Origin of the sequence: Rhodobacter sp. NTK016B (assembly GCF_017303295.1) — a bacterium.
Taxonomy (GTDB): Bacteria; Pseudomonadota; Alphaproteobacteria; order Rhodobacterales; family Rhodobacteraceae; genus Pararhodobacter.
The window spans coordinates 84,672-102,609 of record NZ_JAFKOK010000009.1 but is presented as its reverse complement, the minus strand read 5'-3'; the positions used below and the strand labels follow the sequence as shown (position 1 = coordinate 102,609).

The following is a 17,938-nucleotide window of genomic DNA, read 5'->3' as shown; positions in this document are numbered from 1 at the left end:
TCAGGCCGGCTGGATGCGGATCAGGCACTGGCCATGCTCGACCAGCTCGCCATTGGGGGCGGTGATCTCGATCACCGTGCCGGCGATGCCCGCCTCGACCGAGTTCATCAGCTTCATCACCTCTATGATGCCGATCACCGTATCGGCCTGCACCACGTCGCCGGGCTTGACGAACGGGTCGGCGCCGGGGCGCGGGGCGTGCCAGAAGGTGCCCAGCAAAGGCGCCGGGATTTCCGAGCCACCGCCCGACGCCACGACCGGCGCGGCAACCGCCTCGGGCGCTTTCGCGGCCGGGGCACGGGCCGACGCAGGGGGCGCCACAGGGGCGGCGCCCCGGCGCCGAAGCTCCAGCTTCAGATCGCCCATTTCCAGCTTCAGTTCATCGAAATCCGAGCTGTCCACCAGTTTCAGAATCTCGTCGATATCGGCGCGTGTCAGGTCTGCCATAGAATCCTCCCGGTTCACGCCGAGACTAGGGCGCGGCCCGCGCGGGCGGCAATCTGGCCAGACCCAAGGTTTCACTAGGTGAAACATCAGCGCTGACGGCTCAGCCGATCCGCCACCGCCTCGGCCGCGTCGCGCACCGGGCCGGAAAACAGCGCGGCACCGCTTTCGCGGCCATGCACCCGGCGGCTCCATGTTATATTGAGCGTTCCGGGCACGTGTTCGCCCAGCCGGATCGGCACCGCCAGCGACTCCCGCCCGTCATCGACCAGCGCGCGCCCTTTGTCGAAATCCCCGCCGAAATCGGGATCGCGCAACCCGTAGCCCTGCGCCCGGGTCTCGCGCATCAGGTGGTCGATATAGTCGGGGTTGCGCGCCTTGGCGTCGCCCGGATGCTCCGAGCGCCGGAGCGTGTCGAGGATCGCTTCGCGCACCGGGGGTTCGCAGAAGGTGACAAAGGCCCGCCCCGAGGCCGAGCGCAGCATGTTCACCCGGAACCCGACCGGGCCCAGCGGGATCTGATCGAAATAAGCGCGCGAGGCGTTGGTCTCGATCACCTCCATATGCGTCAGGCGCGGCACGGCCAGAACCGAGGGCCATTTGATGCGGTCGGACAAATCCTCGAGCAGCGGCGAGGCGACCTCGACCAGCGCAAGCTCACGGTCCATGCGGCCTGCCTGTTCGACAAGCGAATACGAGGGCACATAGGCGTCGTCGGCCATCCGCTGCCAGACCATGCCGCGTTCGCGAAGGGTCTTGAGGATGCGCAACAGGGTGGCCTTGGGCAGCCCGGTTTGCTGGTGCAGCGCGTGCAGGGTCAGCGCGCCCGCGCTTTGCAGAAGCTGCAGCACCTCAAGCCCGCGTGCCAATGCCCGGATCGTCTTGACGCCGTCGGCCATACCCCATCCCTGCCGGTTGCGCGGGCAGGCTAGGGCGCGCCCCCGGCCATGACAAGCGCCTTGCCTGAACGCCCGATCACCGGCAGGTTGCGCGCAGAGGAGGACCGAGCATGAGCGAGTTTCACGAGGGCGGATGCGCCTGCGGCGCTGTGCGCTACCGCGTCAGCGGCGCGCCCGACAAGGCGGCGATCTGTCATTGCCGCTATTGCCAGCTGCGTACCGGCTCGGCTTTCGGAATCTCGGTCTATTTCCCGGACGAGGCCGTCGAATTGGTTTCCGGCGATCTGAAGGAATACAGTTTCCAGACGGAATCGGACCGTCGCTTCAGTCAGCGTTTTTGCACGCAATGCGGGACTACGGTTCTGTGGTCGCTCGAAGTCTTTCCCGGCCTGACCGGCATTGCCGGGGGAACCTTCGATCCGCCGACCTTCTGGTACGATATCCGCCGCGAAGTCTTTGCCCGCTCGCGTGCGCCTTTCCTTGCGCCGAATGCCGATATCGCCTCGTTCGATACGTCGAGCAGCCACAATCCGGTCATCGTCGAGCAACCCTCGCGGCTTGGCGGGCCGGGGCTTTAGGCTGTCTGTCGCTCGGGATCGACGGGTCTCTGAATGCCCCCGCAAGCGGCATTGTAGGCGCTGCCGTTGCAGCCGGGTTTTCCGCGTAAGTTCAATCCGTAAGCCAAGGACCGCCGGCGGTCTCGCATGGGGTATTGCACTGGGCGCAACCGCGTCATAATTCAAGAGCGCTGGCCGCGTGCCCTTGCGATCAGCTGCCGCGCGCAGGCCAGCCGGTGCTGCCAGCGCCTCCGGTCACGACGCAGATCTTTTGTTCGAGGCCCTCTATGCCGTCTGCCTTTCCGTGTCCTTTCCGACATCCCGATGTCCGCCACCCGCAGGCCATAAAGCTCCTGCGCAGCAACAAGGCGGAAACCACCGCAGCGCCTTAATTCGAAGCGGAATTGAATCGCGTGACGGGAAACGGAGCGTGAACCGGATTCCCGCTTGGCGGGATTTCGCCATGCGGTACTCGACAGCTCTTTTCTTTTGCATCTGCAAAACCATGATCAACTGCGGTCAGTGAATTTCTACGGAGTCCCGGATTGAAGTCCTTGTCTGACGCCGCTTTGGCGGTGCCCCTTCGCTTGAGCAGCAACCGCCGTCAAATGCTCGCCGGACTGGCGGGAACGGTTGCTTCGGTAGCTTTGCTGCGCGCGACACCCGCTTGGTCTCAGGAAGCCGCCGAGGCGGAAGCGCCGACACCCGAGCCCGTCGCGGACGCGCCGGTGCCCGAACCCGGCGAGCCGTTTTCCTTCGATTGGCTGACCGAGCGCGTGCGCGAAGCCAGCCTTGTGGATCCCGCGCCCGCCGAACAGGTCGAGGGCTTTCTTTCCGACCTGACCTATGACCGTTATCAGATGATCCAGTTCCGCACGGATCACACGCGCTGGTCCGACCCGGGGCAGCGGATGCGGCTGCAGGCCTTCCATCTGGGCTGGCTGTTCCGCGAGCCGGTGCATGTCTTCGAAGTCTCCGACGGACGCGCGCAGCCTCTGACCTTCTCGACCGCCGATTTCGAATACCGGGGCGAGCTGGAGGGCGAAGTGCCCGCCGATGCCGAGCTTCCGGGCGTGGCGGGGTTCCGCCTGCTGGCGGCGCTGAACCGGGCCGATCATTTCGACGAGGTGATCTCGTTCCTTGGCGCCAGCTATTTCCGGGCGCTGGGTCGCGGCAATGTCTATGGCCTGTCGGCGCGCGGACTTGCAGTGAATACCGGCCTGTCCGACAGCGAGGAATTCCCGCGTTTCAGCGATTTCTGGCTGGAGCGGCCACAGGCGGGCGACGGCCCGGTGACGGTCTATGCGCGGCTTGAAAGCCGCTCGGTCACCGGCGCCTACCGGTTCGTCATCGCCCCCGGCGACACGACCGAGATCGAGGTGACGGCACGGATCTTCCTGCGCCGCGACGTGCGCCAGTTGGGCGTGGCGCCGCTGACATCGATGTTCATGTTCGGTGGCGCCGATCCCGACGAATCGCAGGATTTCCGCCCTGCCGTGCATGACAGCGAGTATCTGGTGCTCAACATGCGCAGCGGCGAGAGCAATGTGCGCGCATTGAACAACCCGCCGCGTCTGGCGTCGTCCTATTTGGGCATGGAATCGCCGCTGTCCTTCGGGCTGGTCCAGCGCAGCCGCGCTTTCGAGGATTATCTCGATGCCGAGGCGCATTACGAGCGCCGCCCCTCGCTGATCGTCGAGCCTATCGGCGACTGGGGGCAGGGCACCGTGCGCCTGATCGAGATCCCCTCGGCGTTCGAGGGCAATGACAACATCGTGGCCTATTGGGTGCCCGATCGGCCGACCCGTCGCGGCGACGCGTTCGAGGTGGGGTATCGCCTGCTCTGGGGCGCGGCGCCGAGGGGGGCGGTCAATACCGAGCTTGCACAGGTCTTGCGCACGCGTGCCGGAATCGCAGGCGTCGCGGGCGCGGATGTCGATCCCGACATGCGGAAATTCGTCATCGATTTCAAAGGCGGCCTGTTGTCGGAACTTTCCGCCGAGTCCGAGGTTGAGCCGGATATCGGCACGGGACGCGGCGAATTGGTCGATGCGGTGCTGAGCAAAATCAGTGGGAGCGATACCTGGCGTCTGGTGCTTGAGGTCAGGGCAGAACCCGGCACCGTGGTGGAACTGCGCGCGGCCTTGAAGGGTTATGACAGGACGCTCTCGGAGACATGGTTGTATCAATGGGTTCGTGAATGAAACCGGAACTTGAACTGCCTTCGCAATCGGATCTCGATATCGTCGAGGCCGCACATTGGATGCCGCCGCATGCTCCGATGGAGATGCCCGAGCAGCAGCTCGAGCGTCCCCGTGCCCGGGCCGCCGCACGGTCTCGCGCCCGCGCGCGCGGATGGCGCTTCTGGCCCTCGCTTTCCTTCCGTCAGCGCGTCTGAGGTCGGGCCGCATGCGTAAACCGCTTGCCCCCGATACCCGCACTCTCGTGGTGCGCATCCTCGCCATCACGCTTTCCGTGGTCGCGGCGCTGGCGGCCACGGTTCTGCTTGCCGAAGCCGCAATTCAGGACGGGCTGGATGCTTGGGACGTGGTGCGTTCGGGCCTGATCTTCATCACCACCGCCTGGCTCGCCTGGGGCGCGTCGCTGGCCTTTTCGGGGCTTCCGGGGCGCGCCGCGCGGCTGCGGGACGAGGTCCCGGCCGCGCCGCAGCCGCCGACCGTGGTGCTGGTGCCGATCTGCAACGAAGAGCCGGTGGCGACCTTTGCGCGTATCGCCGCGATGGACGCGTCGGTTCAGGCCGCTGGTGTGCGCGCCGATTTCGCCATCCTGTCGGATACCCGCGACGAGGCTGCGGCGCTGAAAGAGCGTCATGCCTATGTGCGCCTGCTCGAAGAAACCGGCGGGCAGGGGCGGATCTTCTATCGCCGCCGCAATTCGAACCGGGGACGCAAGGCGGGCAATATCGAGGAATTCATCCGCACCTCGGGCGGGGCCTACGATTTCGCCGTGATCCTTGACGCCGACAGCCTGATGGACGGCGCCGCGATCCGCACGATGATCGCGCGGATGCAGGCCGATCCGCAGCTGGGCCTGTTGCAGACGCTGCCGCGCGTGATCGGCTCGCGCTCGCTCTTCGGGCGGGCCATGCAATTCGCCGCCGCGTTCCACGGCCCGGTCTTCACCCGTGGCCTTGCCCGGATGCAGGGGCATACCGGCCCGTTCTGGGGCCATAACGCCATCGTCCGCATCCGCGCCTTTGCCGAAAGCTGCGCGCTGCCGGAATTGACCGGGCGGCCCCCTTTTGGCGGCCATATCCTGAGCCACGATTATGTCGAAGCCGCGCTGTTGGCGCGGGCGGGCTGGTCGGTTCGTGTCGATGGCGCCATCGAAGGTTCGTACGAGGAAGGGCCCGACAACCTGCTTGCCTATGCCCGGCGCGACCGCCGCTGGTGTCAGGGCAACCTGCAGCACATGCGTCTTCTGACCGCGCCCGGCCTGTCGGCCTGGAGCCGGTTCGTCTTTGTGCAGGGGATCTTCGCCTATCTGGTGTCGCTGCTCTGGGCGGGGTTCATGCTGGCCTCGATCGCCGCGACGCTGACCGCGCCCGCGCCGGATTATTTTCCCGAACCCCATGCGCTGTTCCCGGTCTTTCCTTCGGACCGGTCGAAAGAGATCACCGCGCTGGTTTTCGGCATCGCGGGGCTTCTGGTCCTGCCCAAGGTGGCGATCTGGACAGGGGCAGCCCTGTCGCGCCGCGACCGGGGTTTCGGCGGCACGCTGAAAGCCGGGCTGTCGGTGCTGACCGAAATCGCCCTCAGCTCGGTCATCGCGCCGGTGATGCTGATGTATCAGAGCCGCTCGGTGCTGCAGGTGCTTTCCGGCCGCGACGGCGGCTGGCCCGCCAATCAGCGCGGCGAAGGTCGGCTGCGCTGGCGCGACGGGGTTCAGGCGGGGCTGTGGATCTCGGCGGTGGGCGCAGTCACGCTGCTTGTCGCGTCGAGCGTGGCGCCGGATCTGGCGCCGTGGCTGCTGCCCGTCTGCCTGCCGATGCTGGCCGCGCCCGCGCTGATCACGCTGACTTCGCGTCGTCTGGGCCGCAGCCTGTTCGACATCCCCGAAGAGCGCGACACGCCCGAAATCGTGCGGCTCTACACCGTTACCCATGCGTCGTGGCAAAGCGGCGCACAAGGCAAAGCCCCCCAAGCGACGCCGGAAACCGGGGTCGCCGATGCCGCACTCTGACGCCAAGCTGGTCCGGTTTCCGGGCGCCGCCCCGGCCCGTCGCCCGCGCGATCCGCGCATCGATGCGTTTCGCGGCGTGGCACTGGTGATGATCTTCGTCGATCACGTGCCGGGAAACCCCTACGAGACGCTGACGCTGCGCAATTGGGGCTTCTCGGATGCGGCGGAATCCTTCTTCGTGATGTCGGGTATCGCCGCCGGGCTGGCCTATAGCGGGCGCTTCACCGGCGAGAACCGCGCGCGCAATGGATGGTGGGCGGCGGTCAAGCCGATGTGGATGCGCGCATGGACGCTCTATCAGGCGCAGATCCTGCTGACCCTCTGGGCCATCGCGATCTTCGCGGCGGGGGCGATCCTGTTCAACCTTCCCGAGCTGCTTGAGAAGATCAACCTGCGGCAGGTTTTCGGCAACACCGCCGAGGCGCTCATCGGCATCCCGCTGATGACGCATCAACTGGGCTATGTGAACATCCTGCCCGCCTATGCAGTGCTGCTGTTCTTCGCCCCCCTCGCAATGCTGCTGGGACATTGGCGGCCCTGGGCGCTGGCGGCGGCGTCGGTGGGGCTGTGGTTTGCGGCGGGCTGGTGGCGGCTCAACCTGCCCAATTTTCCCAATCCGGGCGGATGGTTCTTCAACCCGGTGGCATGGCAGCTGGTCTTCGTGGTGGGGCTGCTGATCGGCATGGCGCTGCGGCGCGAACAGCGCTTCGTCCCGAAAAGCCGCGTTCTTCTGGCTTTGGCGGCGGGGTATCTTCTGCTGGTCGTGGCGTGGAAATACATCCCCGCTCTGGGCGCGTTCATGAACCACCAGATGGCGCGGCTGGGCGGGCTTGGCGTGCCGTTCCATATCGTTTCGCATGACAAGACCTTCCTGTCGCTGCCCCGCCTGCTGCATGTTCTGTCGATGGTCTATGTGCTGTCCTATTTCGACTTTGTGCGTCGCCTGACCGCCCTGAACTGGGCCGCGCCGTTGCGGCTGATGGGGCGGCAGGGGTTGCTGGTCTTCTCGGCGGGCACCGCGATGTCGCTGGCGTTTCAGGTCGTGATGGACGGCTATGGCGACCCGGTATGGATGGCATGGGTGCTGCCGCCCCTCGGGATCGCGCTGAGCATCGCCATCGCCGCGCTGGCCGAGTGGCAGGCGCGCCTGCCCCACAAGCCCCAGCCGGTGCAGGCCGACGAGCCGGCGGTGAGCCGTGACTGGATGCGTGTGCAGCAGACGCCGGCCGAGTAAGGCTCAGACGGTCCCGAGATAGGCCTTGATCACCTCGGGATCGTTGAGCACCGCCCCGGGCGGACCATCGGCCAGCGAGCGACCGTAATCGAGCACATGGATACGGTCGGCAAGGTCGGCGACCATCTGCATGTCGTGCTCGATCCAGATCATCGCGATGCCCAGCTCGGCCTTGGTCTTCAGGATGTAATAGGCCAGATCCTCGCGCTCTTCGCGGGTCAGCCCGGCCGAGGGTTCGTCGAGCAGCAGCAGCGACGGCCCCAGCGCCAGCGCGCGTGCGAAACCCACCAGTTTTTGGGTGCCATAGGGCAGATCGGTCACGGGCGTGTCGGCCAGTCCCGTCAGATCGCACAGATCGAGGATCCGGGCGATCTGTGCGCGGTGCGCGCGTTCCTGCCGCCGCGCGCCGGGCAGGCCCAGCATCTCGGATAGCGGGTTCGAGCCGATCGCCAAATGCCGCGCGGCCATCAGGTTGTCGGCGACATTGAGCCGCGCGAAGACCTCGCCATGCTGGAACGTGCGCGCGATGCCAAGGGCGGCCACGTCATGCGGCTTTTTGCCGATGATGTCCTGCCCGCGAAAGCGCACCGCGCCCGTGGGCCGGTAAAGCCCGCTGATACAGTTGAACACCGTCGTCTTGCCCGCGCCATTGGGGCCGATCAGCGCCAGAAGCTCGCCCTCGGCCACCGAGAGCGACACCTCGTTGAGGACCTGCAAGCCGCCGAAGGACAGCGAGATCTTGTCGACCACCAGCTCGCTCATGCCTTCAGCTCCTTGTCGCGTGCCATTGCCAGATCGCGGTAGCTGCGCCGCCCCTCGCTGCCGGTGCCCAGATAGGCGTTGCGCACCGCGTCATTCGATTCCAGCTCGGCTGAACTGCCGCTGAGCACCACCTCGCCATGCTCCATCACGAAGGCATGCTCGGCCAGACGGAACGCCACGGCGGCGCTTTGCTCGACCAGCAGGATGGTCAGGCCCAGATCGGTGCGGATGGATTTCAGATGCTCGACGATCTCTTCCACGATCACCGGGGCCAGACCCAGCGACAGCTCGTCGATCAGCATCAGCCGGGGGGCGCAGACGATTGCGCTGCCAAGGGCCAGCATCTGCCGCTCGCCGCCCGATAACAGCCCCGCCTCGCGTTTCTTCAGCGCGGCCAGACGCGGGAAATGGGTATAGACCAGATCCTGCAGCCGCGCGCGTTCAGCCCCGGCGCTGCGCGACGAGACGACCTCGAGATTCTCGTGCACGCTGAGATTGGGGAAAACCTTGTCGCGTTCGGGCACAAGGGCGATGCCCTGTCGGGTGATCTGATAGGGCGGGCGGCGGGCCAGTTCGGTGCCGTCGAAGCGGATGCTGCCCTGCGTGACGCGCGCATTGTCCAGCCCGATGAAGCCCGAGATCGCGCGCAGGGTGGTCGTCTTGCCCGCGCCGTTCGCGCCGAGGATGGCGACGATCTGCCCCGCATCCACACTAAGCGACACGCCGGTCAGCGCCGTGATCGCGCGCTGATACGAGACATGCAGGTTCTTGACCGTCAGAAGCGTGCTCATCGCGTCCCCCTCTTGCCGCCGATGCGGCGCAGGATGCCGACCAGCCCGCCCGGCTCGAACACCAGAAAGGCGATCATGATCAGCCCAAAAGCTGCGTAGTTCATGGCGAAGATCGACCCGGCCAGACCGCCGCTCGACGGCAGAAGGGCGCTTGCCGCTTCGATCGCGTGGGGCAGGACGGTGACGAAGGCCGCGCCCAGCACCGCGCCCAGCAGGCTGCCCATGCCGCCGATGATGATCATCGCGACATACTGGATGGTGACGAAGAGCGAGAACGCCTCGATCGACACGAAGCCGCGGTAATAGGCGAACAGCGCGCCCGCCATCGCGGTGATGGCCGAGCTGATGACAAAGGCCCACAGCTTGGTGCGCGCAACGTTGATCCCCAGCGCCGCCGCGACCGGCTCGGTGTCGTGGATCGCGGCCCAGGCCCGCCCGGTGCGCGAGCGCAGCAGGTTGCGCGCCAGAAGCCAGACGATCACGGCGACGAACAACAGCACCGGATACCACGCGACCGGGTCCCAGAATTCGAAGCCGAAGACCACGGGCGGGTCGATCAGGATGCCAGTCGAGAAACCGCGCCGGGTCTCGTATTCGCCGCCGACATAGACCACGAGGAAATGCAGCGCCAAGGTGCTGACGGCCAGATAGATGCCCCGCAATCTGAGAGATGGCAGGCCGAAGATCACGCCCAGAAGCGCGCCGGTCAGCGCGGCGGCGGGGATGCCGATCCAGAAAGGCGCGGCGATTTCCTGCGCGAGGATCCCGGCGGTGAAGGCCCCAGCCGCCAGAAGCCCGGCATGTCCCAGCGAGATCTGCCCGGCAAAGCCCGTGAGCAGCATCAGTGCGATGGCGCCGATCGTGGCCAGCAGGATCTGGTTGGCGATGTCGAGCGTCGCGCCCGAGGCAAGGAAGGGCAGGGCGATCAGGGCCGCGATGGCGATCAGCGCCGTCACGACGCGCATAGGGGACAGGTCAGACACGGTCCAGCGCCTCCCGCGTGCCGAACAGGCCCCAGGGCCGCACGACCAGCATCACGATCAGGATCAGGAAGGGCACCACATCGGCCAGCAGCGGGTTGACGTACTGGATCAGCAGTACCTCGGCCGCGGCCACGATCAGCGAGCCGATCAGCGCGCCCAGCAGGCTGTCGAGCCCGCCCACCAGCGCCGCCGGAAAGGCCTTGAGCCCGATCATGATAAGCGTCTGGTCCAGCCCGGCATCCAGCGAGATCAGCATCCCCGCGACCGAGCCCGTGAACATCGAAATGGCCCAGACCATGGCATAGATGGCGTGCAGGTTGATGCCGCGCTGGGCGGCCAGCAGCGGGTTCTGGCCCGCGGCCTGCATCCGCAGCCCCCAGCGGCTGAGCCGCAGGAAGGCGAAGAGCGAGGCATAGACCAGCGCCGTCACCACGACGAGGATCAGCGACAGGCTGGAAATCCGCGCGCCGGGCAGTACCTGCACCGAGCTGGAATGAATGCCCAGCGGCACAGCCGGGTATTGATGCGCGGCCGAGAAAAAGATGACGATCAGCCCGCGCAACAGGATGCCAAGCGCGATCGTCGTCAGGATCGCCGCCAGCACCGATTCGCCGGTCATCCGCCGCATCAGCAGCAGATAGACCAGCGCTCCCATCGTCAGGCTGAGGACGGCCGCGACCGGGATCGCGACCATCGGGTTCGAGGTGAAGCTGGCCGTCATGAGAAGCAGATACGCCCCCACCATCATCAGCTCGCCATGGGCAAGGTTCAGAACGCGGCTGACGCGGTATATCAGCACATAGCCGCAGGAAATCAGCGCATAGATCGCGCTCAGGACGATGATATTGGCAACCAGCTGCATGGGACGTCCTTATTCGACGGTGTAGGCGGCCCAGTCCTGGACCACGTCGATATCGCCCTCATCGGCATTCCAGCGGTAGACGCGGTAGTATTGCGTCGCGCGGAAATGGTTCTCGGCGGTCCATTCGATCGGCCCGCCGCGCAGGCCCTGCGTATCGACGTTCAGATTTTCCATCGCCGCGTTGACCGCCTCGGCATCCGCGGGCCAGCCCGCCGATTGCAGCGCCGCCTCGATGGCCAGCCCGGCGATCCAGCCCTCGGCCATCTGGTCGGGGGCATAGGTCGCGCCCGCCGCTTCGGCGGCGTCGCGGATCTCCTGATGCACCGGCAGATCCTCGGCAAACAGCGAATTGGCGCCGATGGCGTAGAATTTCGGGTCCTGCAGGCGGGCGAGTTCACCCTCGGCTTCCAGATGGGCCCAGGCGATGTAATCGCCCTCCCAGCCCAAACGGCGCAGGGCCTCGAAGGTGCGCACTTCGGTGACCCACGGCGCCCAGGAATAGACCCAATCCGCCCCCGCCTGACTGATCGTGGTGGCGAAGGGGGTGTAATCGGCAGTCGGCGGCGGCACGATGGTCGGGGATTGCGGGCGCATCCCGCGTTCGGCGGCCAGTCCCTCGGCGGCCTCGATCTCGCCGCGCGACAGCGGGATCGCCATGGCCGACAAGCCCAGCGAGATATCGGTGCCCGCCTGCGCCTCGATGAAGTCAAGCGTGGCCTGACTGTCATAGCGCGCCGCGAAAGCGGTGGTGCAGAAAAGAAGCGGCTCGGCAGGCGGATAGACCTCGGCCGGGCAGGCCGACGAGGCGAAGAGCAGCGGCACGCCCGCGCGGCGGGCATCGGCCATCATCGGCGCATAGGTCGAGGACAGGCTGGCATTGATCATCAGGACAACGTCTTCCTGACCCAGCAGGCGGCGCGAATTGGTGGCGCCGCGCGACGGCTCGCCGCTGTCGTCGAGCACGATCAGCTCGACCGGGTGGCCGTTGATGCCGCCATTGTCGTTGAGCCGGTTGATGTAAAGCTGCAGCCCCTCGATGGCCGGTGCGTAGCTGCCGGCAACGGGGCCGGTCAGGGCGCCGCTCAACCCGATGCGATAGGCGTCTTGCGCGCCAGCTGCCGTGCCCAAAAGGCCGGCCGCCGCCGCTAGGGCGATGGTCCGCGAAATCATGGTGTCCTCCCCTGGACGGTTTCCTCCCCGGACTGCTTGCGCAGCCGGTCCATGCAAAGCCATGGACAGCGATACGTTGTCATAGCAATATTTGTCATGTCAACGCTTTTGATGCCACGTCATTCACGGCAGACGCTGCATTGCGGCAGTGGTCATCGTCGTTCTGCGTCAGTAGAAGGGGACATGAGTTGAGTGGAGAGACGCCATGACCCGCGACCAGAGCCGCGCGGCGCCGACTGGCCCGGATGACGGATCGAACCTGCCGACGCTGGACCGCGACGGGCATTCCGTGCTCGATCTCGACGGCTATATCCCTTTCCTGATCAGCGCCGTCGGCAACAAATGGTCGCGCAGTTCGTCGGGCCTGTACCTGAAGGAATTCGGCATCGGTGTGACCGAGTGGCGGATGCTGGCGATGCTGGCCATCGAGCCCCGGATCACGGCGTACCGCATGTGTCAGGTCATCGGTCTGGACAAGGCCGCGGCCAGTCGCGGGCTGAAGGCGATGGAGGCGCGCGGTCTTGTGCGCAGCTGGCAGGAAGACCCGCAGAACCACCGCAAGCTGATCGAGCTGACGGATGCGGGCTGGGTGCTGCATGACCGGATCATCGTCGTCGCCCGGCGACGCGAGGCGCTGATGCTGGCCGATCTCAGCCGCGACGAGGTCGCCACGCTGGCCTCGCTTCTGCGACGGATGCACAAGCGCATTCCCGACCTGCTGGCCATCGACAGTCAGGATTTCTGACCGTCTCCCCGCTAGCCTCCGGCGATCCGGGGCGCGTCCAGACAGAGCGGCGCAATGCGCGCGCCCTCGGGCGTTGACAGATCCCCGCCATAGACGCGGGCGCCTTCGGGCATCACCGTCCAGTCGGCGGCCTGATCGGCGAAGATGTAATGCGTACGCGCGGGGCTGCGGTCGAAGCCGTTGGGATCGTCCAGCGTTCCGGCATAGATCCCGACCAGTTCGGGCCAACGCTGGAATTCGAGCCACAGCTTCGTGCCGCAGCGCTGACAGAAGCGGATATGCACGATGTTGCCGCTGCCCTCGGACAGATGGTCATAGGTGGCGGGTTGCCCCTGAACCACCCTGAACCGCGACCGCTTGTAGAGCGCATCGACCAGATAGGCGCCGCCGGTCGCGCGCTGGCAAAAGCGGCAATGGCAGACCGTCACGGTCGACGGCTGCCCCTGTGCCTCGTACACCACGTCGCCGCACAGGCAGCGCCCCTGATGCGTCTCGCTCATCATCCCTCGCCCTTGAAGCGCGCGACCAGTTCAGCCGGGATCGGCGCCGACTTGATGCCGCGCTCGGGGTCCTTGACGGTCCAGACGCGGGTTTCGAACCCCTCGACACAGAGCTTGCCGTTCAGGGTCAGCGTGTGGCGGATGTCGAAGCTGCGGTCCTTCACCTCGGCGATCTCGGTGGTGATCTCGACATCGTCGCCATAGCGACAGGGCGCCTTGAACACCGCGCGGGTATCGACCAGCGGGCAGCCCGCCGCATCGAAGCGCTTCAGCATCTCTTGCTTGGGCCAGCCCGCCGCTTCGTACAGCATGGTCGTGCCGTGGTCGAACCAGCGGAAGAATTGCGGGTTGAAGACGATGCCGGCGGGGTCGCAATCGCCCCATTCGACACGGCGGTTCAGTGTTGATTTCAGCATCAGCCCTTGTTCCTCAGGTCGTTCACGCGTTTGGCTTTCATTTCGGATTTGGGCAGCGTGTCGGGGGCCAGAACCTCGACCGCGCAGCGGATTTCGCAGCGCGAGCGGATCTCTTTGGCGACGGCCTCGCCCGCTGCCGGGTCGGTATGTTCCACCAGCACCGTCATCACGTCGAGCCCGTCTTCCTGCGTCACCAGCTTGATCTGGAATTCGTCGCCGGTGCCGCGCACCGCGCGCACCGCTTCCTCGATCTGGACCGGGAAGAACTTGATGCCGCGCAGGTTGATCAGGTCGTCCGAGCGCCCGGTCATGCAGCCCATGGCGCGGACATGGTTGCGGCCACAGGCGCAGGGTTCGGTCGACAGGCGCGTGTAATCGCCCACCAGAAACCGTAGCTGCGCCGAGCTTTCGCTGTTGAGATTGGTGCAGACCGTCAGGCCCTTTTCGCCCTCTGCCACGGGTTGCAGCCTCTCGGGATCGACGGTTTCCCAGACCTGAATGTCTTCCATCAGGTGGATGAAATTCTCGTCCCCCTCCTGATATTCCGGGCAAGAATAGCCGCCGCAATGGGGCGAGACCTCGGTGCAGCCGTAGAATTCCAGCGACTTTGCGCCCCAGAGGTCCTGCAGCCGCTCCAGCGTACCCTCGACGCCCGAGAAGGGCTCGCCGCCGGTCACCAGCCACTTGACCGAAGACGCGGCCGGGTCGAGGCCCATATCCTGCATCACCCGGCCCAGATAGAGCGCGTAAGAGGGCGTGCAGACCAGAATCGTCGGTTTGAACCGGTCGATATGGTGAACCCGCGCCTTGCCGTCCATGCCGCCGCCCGGAATGACCGGCAGTTCCATCTTGGCCAGCGTGTATTGCACGCCCCATGCAAAGACATGCGGCCCGAACCCGACCATAGGAAAGGCGGTGTCGCCCTTGCGCAGCCCGCCGGAATAGAGTGCGCGGGCATTGGCCTGTTCCCAGAACCGGCGGTCGAAATGGGTGTAGCGAAAGACGCGCGGCACACCGGTCGAGCCCGAGGACGAGAAATGCATCCAGCCGCGATCGGCCCATTCCTCGGGCCCGCAGGTGGTGTAGGTGCCATAGGGCGGATGCGCGACGGCGTCCTCCATCATCTCTTGCTTGGTGACCACCGGCCAGTTCGCGACCATGCTGTCGACGTCGCGGATATCGGTCGGCGCCACGCCCAGCTTGTCGAAGCGGCGGCGGTAGAAATCGCTGTTCTCATAGAGAAACGGCGCGACAGCGGCGATTTTCTCGTCCTGCACGGCGCGGATCTTGTCGCGCGACCACGTATCCTTGTCGGACCAGTATAGCGCGTTGAGCGGCGTGCTGCGGTCCTCGTAGTACTTTTCGAGCACCGCTTTCCACGCCGTACGGGTTTCCTCGGCCCGCGTCGGTTCTTTTGTCATCGTTCCCTCCCTCAATTTGCCCGGCAGCGTCCGCCGGTCCTGTCTTCGCCGTCAAGGACCCCGGTCAGCGGACCTCGACGATCACCGCCATGCCGGTGTCGCCCGCGGCGCAGCCCTGAAACAGACCATAGCCGCCCCCGCGCATTTCCAACTCCTCGATCATCTCGATAATCGCCCGCACGCCGGTCGGACCCTGCGGGTGGCCCCAGATCAGCGACGAGCCGAAATTGTTCATTTTCTTCCAGTCGAGCTGAAAGGCGCGCGCGAAGGCGATGTCGTTGACCGCGAAGGGGTTGTGCGACTTGATGACGTCGATCTGCGCGATGTCCAGCCCCGCGCGGTCCAGCGCCTGCTTTGCGGCAAGGATCGGCGCGGCGGGCATGAAAGCCGGGTCTTCGCGCCCCGATCCGGTCGCCAGCACCTTGACCAGCGGGCCGTCTTTGACCGGCGACAGGTCGCGGGCGCGCTCGGCGCTCTTGGTCATCACCAGCGCGGCATTGCCGTCGGCGGGGTGGGTCTGTCCGGCATAGGTCACGGTGCCGCCGGGGCGCATGGGCTTCAGGCCCGCCATCTTCTCGGCACTGGTGGGATAGATCCCTTCGTCGCCCTCGAGCGACTTCAGCGTCTTGCGGAATTTGGCATCGGGCACGTCGAACCGCTCGGCCATATAGCGCTTCTGGAACGCCCGGTCGTCGGCCAGAGCGGCCTGATATTGTTCGTGGCGATACAGCGCGACATCATGCTGTTCCTCGGTGGTGATGCCGAATTTTCGCGCGACATTCTCGGCGGTATCGACCATCGCGCATTTCGCGAAGGGATCGTCCATGAAGTTGTCGAACATCACGTTCTCGGTGACACCGGCGCCGCCGGGCGCGTGCGGGGCGGGATAATAGACCTGCGCCGCGTTCGAGGTACGGTCGCCCGACATCAACAGCGCCACCTCGCTATTGCCCGCCGCCACCTCGCCCACGCCTGTAGCCACCAGCCGCGCGCCGGTGGCGCAGACCTGATTAATGGTCGGGCCGGGCAGATGTTCGATGCCCATCATCGCGGTGACCCAGGGCAGACCATAGAACGAGTGATGCTGGATCATCGTGATGCCAAGCGCGGCGAAGTCGAAGACGCCGGCGTCGATATTCCGCCGCGCCAGTTCGGATTTCGCCGTATGGGCGAGGAATTCCATCGAATGCAGATGCGACAGCGACCCCTGCCAGCGGGCAAAGGGTGTCGACCAATAGGCCCCGTAGGGAATGTAGGTGTGCATGGGTGTTCTCCTCTTCTGCAGAGCTCAGACCGAGGGTGCTCCAAGCGGATGCCCCGGCAGCACGGCGCCGGGGCATTCTGGATCACACGTCCTGCAGCGAGCCGCGTTTGACGCCGATATCCGAGCGGTAGCTCTGTGCCGCGCGGCTGATCGGGCTGGGCGCGACGGTGGCGCGGATTTTCACCTGCTTGTGCGGCTCGATATTGCCCGCGCTGCGGCTGCCGCCGCCATCTTCGCCCCAGTACAGCACAACCTCGGTGCCCGGCTCGGCGAATTCGGCATCGACCGAGGCCAGCGACATCATCGCGCGCTCGTTCTCGGTATAGCCGGGATAGGTGGCCAGACCGATCATCTTGCCGTCCTTGTCCGTCACCTTGTCGTAATGCATCCGCCCGATCGCGGCCAGCGGGAGGGTGATCGCCAGCGGCTTGTCCTTGGACTCGCCGCCCTCGAACTGGGCCTGCATCACCGACAGGACGTCATCGGCGTTCCACACGAGCGTCACCTTGCGGCGATGCGGCTTGTCGGCCATCGCTTCCAGCGCCTCGCGGCCGATGTAATCGTGGTCGAACTTGATGATGTGACCGTAATTCACGTCATAGGGCGTGACGTAGTAATCCTCGATATTCTCGCTATAGAGGCTGCCGCCCAGCGACATCCGCATCGCGGCGTTCTTGGCCGAGCACCAGTCGCGATAGGGTTTCGTGCCCTGACCGGTATAGACGCCCGAGACCGGAACGGCCCACCAACCGCTTTCGATGACGGTGGTGAAATAGGCAATCGAGCCGACCATGCGCAGGCCGTATTTCTTGCCCGCCTTTTGCAGCAGCCGTTTGACGTCCTTGTATTCGGCCCAGGGACCCGAGATTTCCAGCCCCGGCATGCCGCCCATCGAATGGCGCATCCCGCGTGCCTTGTGCGGGCCCATGTTGATCTCGGCCGATTTGAAGAACTTGATCTCGGGCAGCGGGCCGCCGTTCAGTTCTTCCAGCAATTCCCAAGCTTTGGGGCCTTCGACCTGAAAACGATAGAATTCGCGCTTCTTGGCCTTGTTGAGCGTCCACATCGGGTCAAGCTCGGTGGTGACGTCGTAATCCAGCGTCTGCGCGTTGAACTCGACCCATTCGGTGGTCGCCGGGTTGCCCACGACCATGTAGTCGTCCTCGTCCATGCGGTAGAGGATCGCGTCACCGATCAGGTAGCCTTCGGGCGAGCAGCAGACCAGCTGCTTGGCCGCGCCGATGCCGAAATTCTTGAACGTGTTGACCGACAGGTATTGCGTGAAGGCCAGCGCATCCTTGCCGCGCACATGCAGCGACTGCATGTGATAGCTCTGGTCATGCACCGCGATCGTGTTGCGCCATGCCCATTGTTCGTCGCGCCAGGTGGTGAATTCGGGGCGTACGCCGTCGCCGGGCATCATCTGGCTGTAGATCGTCAGCGCGGCTTTCGGGGCATTGCTGAACAGATGGTCGGTGATGTTGGGAACGGTTTCCATCAGGTCGCTGAGCGACATGGCTTTGTCTTGGGCCGTCATTGTTCTTTCTCCTCCTCGGGTCACAGGCGTATCCCGCGCCGCGAAATCGGAGGACGCCGGGAATGCGTTGCCATGACAACGGTTCAGGGATGGCGTATCGACGTTGTTATGTCAACGGTTATCTGAGGGGCTGTTCGCGCGCGCACAAGA

The 17,938-nt window shown here is 65.5% G+C and carries 18 protein-coding genes; 6 read left to right on the top strand and 12 right to left on the bottom strand.

The features are described from left to right. A complete protein-coding gene (locus tag JI664_RS13225; protein WP_207014226.1) occupies positions 1-447 on the bottom strand; it encodes an acetyl-CoA carboxylase biotin carboxyl carrier protein in 447 nt (148 codons plus the stop codon). 86 nt (positions 448-533) lie between these two features. Next, complete coding sequence (locus tag JI664_RS13220) at positions 534-1,343, bottom strand: helix-turn-helix domain-containing protein (RefSeq protein WP_207014225.1); 810 nt, start codon at positions 1,341-1,343, stop codon at positions 534-536. A 110-nt stretch (positions 1,344-1,453) separates the two neighbouring features. On the opposite strand from JI664_RS13220, the gene JI664_RS13215 reads away from it, so the two are divergent. The 5 genes from JI664_RS13215 (at position 1,454) to JI664_RS13195 (ending at position 7,337) form a co-directional block, all read left to right on the top strand. Next, positions 1,454-1,921, top strand: a complete 468-nt coding sequence (locus JI664_RS13215; protein WP_207014224.1) for a GFA family protein — start codon at positions 1,454-1,456, stop codon at positions 1,919-1,921. A gap of 587 nt (positions 1,922-2,508) precedes the next feature. Then, positions 2,509-4,104, top strand: a complete 1,596-nt coding sequence (locus JI664_RS13210; protein WP_207014331.1) for a glucan biosynthesis protein — start codon at positions 2,509-2,511, stop codon at positions 4,102-4,104. Continuing rightward, positions 4,101-4,298, top strand: coding sequence for a hypothetical protein (locus JI664_RS13205; protein ID WP_207014223.1), 198 nt, complete (start codon positions 4,101-4,103; stop codon positions 4,296-4,298). The genes JI664_RS13210 and JI664_RS13205 overlap by 4 nt, the downstream gene beginning before the upstream one ends. An 11-nt stretch (positions 4,299-4,309) precedes the next feature. Next, positions 4,310-6,103: a glucans biosynthesis glucosyltransferase MdoH gene (mdoH, locus tag JI664_RS13200; RefSeq protein WP_207014222.1), complete on the top strand. Its 1,794-nt coding sequence runs from the start codon at positions 4,310-4,312 to the stop codon at positions 6,101-6,103. Next, positions 6,090-7,337 (top strand): OpgC family protein, encoded by a 1,248-nt coding sequence (locus JI664_RS13195; RefSeq protein WP_207014221.1) that lies wholly within the window; start codon positions 6,090-6,092, stop codon positions 7,335-7,337. The genes mdoH and JI664_RS13195 overlap by 14 nt, the downstream gene beginning before the upstream one ends. Positions 7,338-7,340: 3 nt before the next feature. Here the strand turns inward: JI664_RS13195 and JI664_RS13190 are convergent, their stop codons facing one another. The 5 genes from JI664_RS13190 to JI664_RS13170 are packed head-to-tail and all read right to left on the bottom strand — an operon-like array spanning position 7,341 to position 11,905. Beyond that, entirely contained in the window at positions 7,341-8,099 is a 759-nt protein-coding gene (locus JI664_RS13190) for an ABC transporter ATP-binding protein (RefSeq protein ID WP_207014330.1), read from the bottom strand. Beyond that, on the bottom strand, positions 8,096-8,890 hold the full coding sequence (locus JI664_RS13185) for an ABC transporter ATP-binding protein (RefSeq protein ID WP_207014220.1): 795 nt from the start codon (positions 8,888-8,890) through the stop codon (positions 8,096-8,098). Before JI664_RS13185 ends, JI664_RS13190 begins: the two co-directional genes overlap by 4 nt. Then, a complete protein-coding gene (locus JI664_RS13180) occupies positions 8,887-9,873 on the bottom strand; it encodes a branched-chain amino acid ABC transporter permease (protein ID WP_207014219.1) in 987 nt (328 codons plus the stop codon). Before JI664_RS13180 ends, JI664_RS13185 begins: the two co-directional genes overlap by 4 nt. After that, positions 9,866-10,735 (bottom strand): branched-chain amino acid ABC transporter permease, encoded by an 870-nt coding sequence (locus JI664_RS13175; protein ID WP_207014218.1) that lies wholly within the window; start codon positions 10,733-10,735, stop codon positions 9,866-9,868. The genes JI664_RS13180 and JI664_RS13175 overlap by 8 nt, the downstream gene beginning before the upstream one ends. A 9-nt stretch (positions 10,736-10,744) precedes the next feature. Then, the gene (locus JI664_RS13170; protein WP_207014217.1) at positions 10,745-11,905 is read right to left on the bottom strand and encodes an ABC transporter substrate-binding protein; all 1,161 of its coding nucleotides are present in this window, start codon (positions 11,903-11,905) and stop codon (positions 10,745-10,747) included. 205 nt (positions 11,906-12,110) lie between these two features. Between JI664_RS13170 and JI664_RS13165 the strand changes: the two genes are divergently transcribed. After that, on the top strand, positions 12,111-12,650 hold the full coding sequence (locus JI664_RS13165; protein ID WP_207014216.1) for a MarR family winged helix-turn-helix transcriptional regulator: 540 nt from the start codon (positions 12,111-12,113) through the stop codon (positions 12,648-12,650). Positions 12,651-12,661: 11 nt separating this feature from the next. On the opposite strand, the gene JI664_RS13160 is transcribed toward JI664_RS13165, so the two are convergent. From JI664_RS13160 to JI664_RS13140, 5 genes are all read right to left on the bottom strand, one after another. Continuing rightward, positions 12,662-13,150 (bottom strand): GFA family protein, encoded by a 489-nt coding sequence (locus JI664_RS13160; RefSeq protein ID WP_207014215.1) that lies wholly within the window; start codon positions 13,148-13,150, stop codon positions 12,662-12,664. Next, complete coding sequence (locus JI664_RS13155; protein ID WP_207014214.1) at positions 13,150-13,566, bottom strand: acyl-CoA thioesterase; 417 nt, start codon at positions 13,564-13,566, stop codon at positions 13,150-13,152. Before JI664_RS13155 ends, JI664_RS13160 begins: the two co-directional genes overlap by 1 nt. Next, positions 13,566-14,987 (bottom strand): phenylacetate--CoA ligase family protein, encoded by a 1,422-nt coding sequence (locus JI664_RS13150; RefSeq protein WP_207014213.1) that lies wholly within the window; start codon positions 14,985-14,987, stop codon positions 13,566-13,568. The genes JI664_RS13155 and JI664_RS13150 overlap by 1 nt, the downstream gene beginning before the upstream one ends. A gap of 64 nt (positions 14,988-15,051) precedes the next feature. Then, positions 15,052-16,251 carry a thiolase family protein gene (locus JI664_RS13145; RefSeq protein WP_207014212.1) on the bottom strand — a complete coding sequence of 400 codons (1,200 nt, stop codon included), beginning with the start codon at positions 16,249-16,251 and terminating at the stop codon, positions 15,052-15,054. Positions 16,252-16,333: 82 nt separating this feature from the next. Continuing rightward, a complete protein-coding gene (locus JI664_RS13140; RefSeq protein WP_207014211.1) occupies positions 16,334-17,788 on the bottom strand; it encodes an aminomethyl transferase family protein in 1,455 nt (484 codons plus the stop codon). Positions 17,789-17,938: the final 150 nt, after the last annotated feature.

Coding starts and splice junctions, on each gene's coding strand:
- JI664_RS13225 (WP_207014226.1), bottom strand. CDS start 447: ATGGCAGACCTGACACGCGCCGATATCGACGAGATTCTGAAACTGGTG.
- JI664_RS13210 (WP_207014331.1), top strand. CDS start 2,509: ATGCTCGCCGGACTGGCGGGAACGGTTGCTTCGGTAGCTTTGCTGCGC.
- JI664_RS13160 (WP_207014215.1), bottom strand. CDS start 13,150: ATGAGCGAGACGCATCAGGGGCGCTGCCTGTGCGGCGACGTGGTGTAC.
- JI664_RS13205 (WP_207014223.1), top strand. CDS start 4,101: ATGAAACCGGAACTTGAACTGCCTTCGCAATCGGATCTCGATATCGTC.
- JI664_RS13150 (WP_207014213.1), bottom strand. CDS start 14,987: ATGACAAAAGAACCGACGCGGGCCGAGGAAACCCGTACGGCGTGGAAA.
- JI664_RS13215 (WP_207014224.1), top strand. CDS start 1,454: ATGAGCGAGTTTCACGAGGGCGGATGCGCCTGCGGCGCTGTGCGCTAC.
- JI664_RS13185 (WP_207014220.1), bottom strand. CDS start 8,890: ATGAGCACGCTTCTGACGGTCAAGAACCTGCATGTCTCGTATCAGCGC.
- JI664_RS13165 (WP_207014216.1), top strand. CDS start 12,111: ATGACCCGCGACCAGAGCCGCGCGGCGCCGACTGGCCCGGATGACGGA.
- JI664_RS13195 (WP_207014221.1), top strand. CDS start 6,090: ATGCCGCACTCTGACGCCAAGCTGGTCCGGTTTCCGGGCGCCGCCCCG.
- JI664_RS13220 (WP_207014225.1), bottom strand. CDS start 1,343: ATGGCCGACGGCGTCAAGACGATCCGGGCATTGGCACGCGGGCTTGAG.
- JI664_RS13140 (WP_207014211.1), bottom strand. CDS start 17,788: ATGACGGCCCAAGACAAAGCCATGTCGCTCAGCGACCTGATGGAAACC.
- mdoH (WP_207014222.1), top strand. CDS start 4,310: ATGCGTAAACCGCTTGCCCCCGATACCCGCACTCTCGTGGTGCGCATC.
- JI664_RS13175 (WP_207014218.1), bottom strand. CDS start 10,735: ATGCAGCTGGTTGCCAATATCATCGTCCTGAGCGCGATCTATGCGCTG.
- JI664_RS13145 (WP_207014212.1), bottom strand. CDS start 16,251: ATGCACACCTACATTCCCTACGGGGCCTATTGGTCGACACCCTTTGCC.
- JI664_RS13190 (WP_207014330.1), bottom strand. CDS start 8,099: ATGAGCGAGCTGGTGGTCGACAAGATCTCGCTGTCCTTCGGCGGCTTG.
- JI664_RS13155 (WP_207014214.1), bottom strand. CDS start 13,566: ATGCTGAAATCAACACTGAACCGCCGTGTCGAATGGGGCGATTGCGAC.
- JI664_RS13170 (WP_207014217.1), bottom strand. CDS start 11,905: ATGATTTCGCGGACCATCGCCCTAGCGGCGGCGGCCGGCCTTTTGGGC.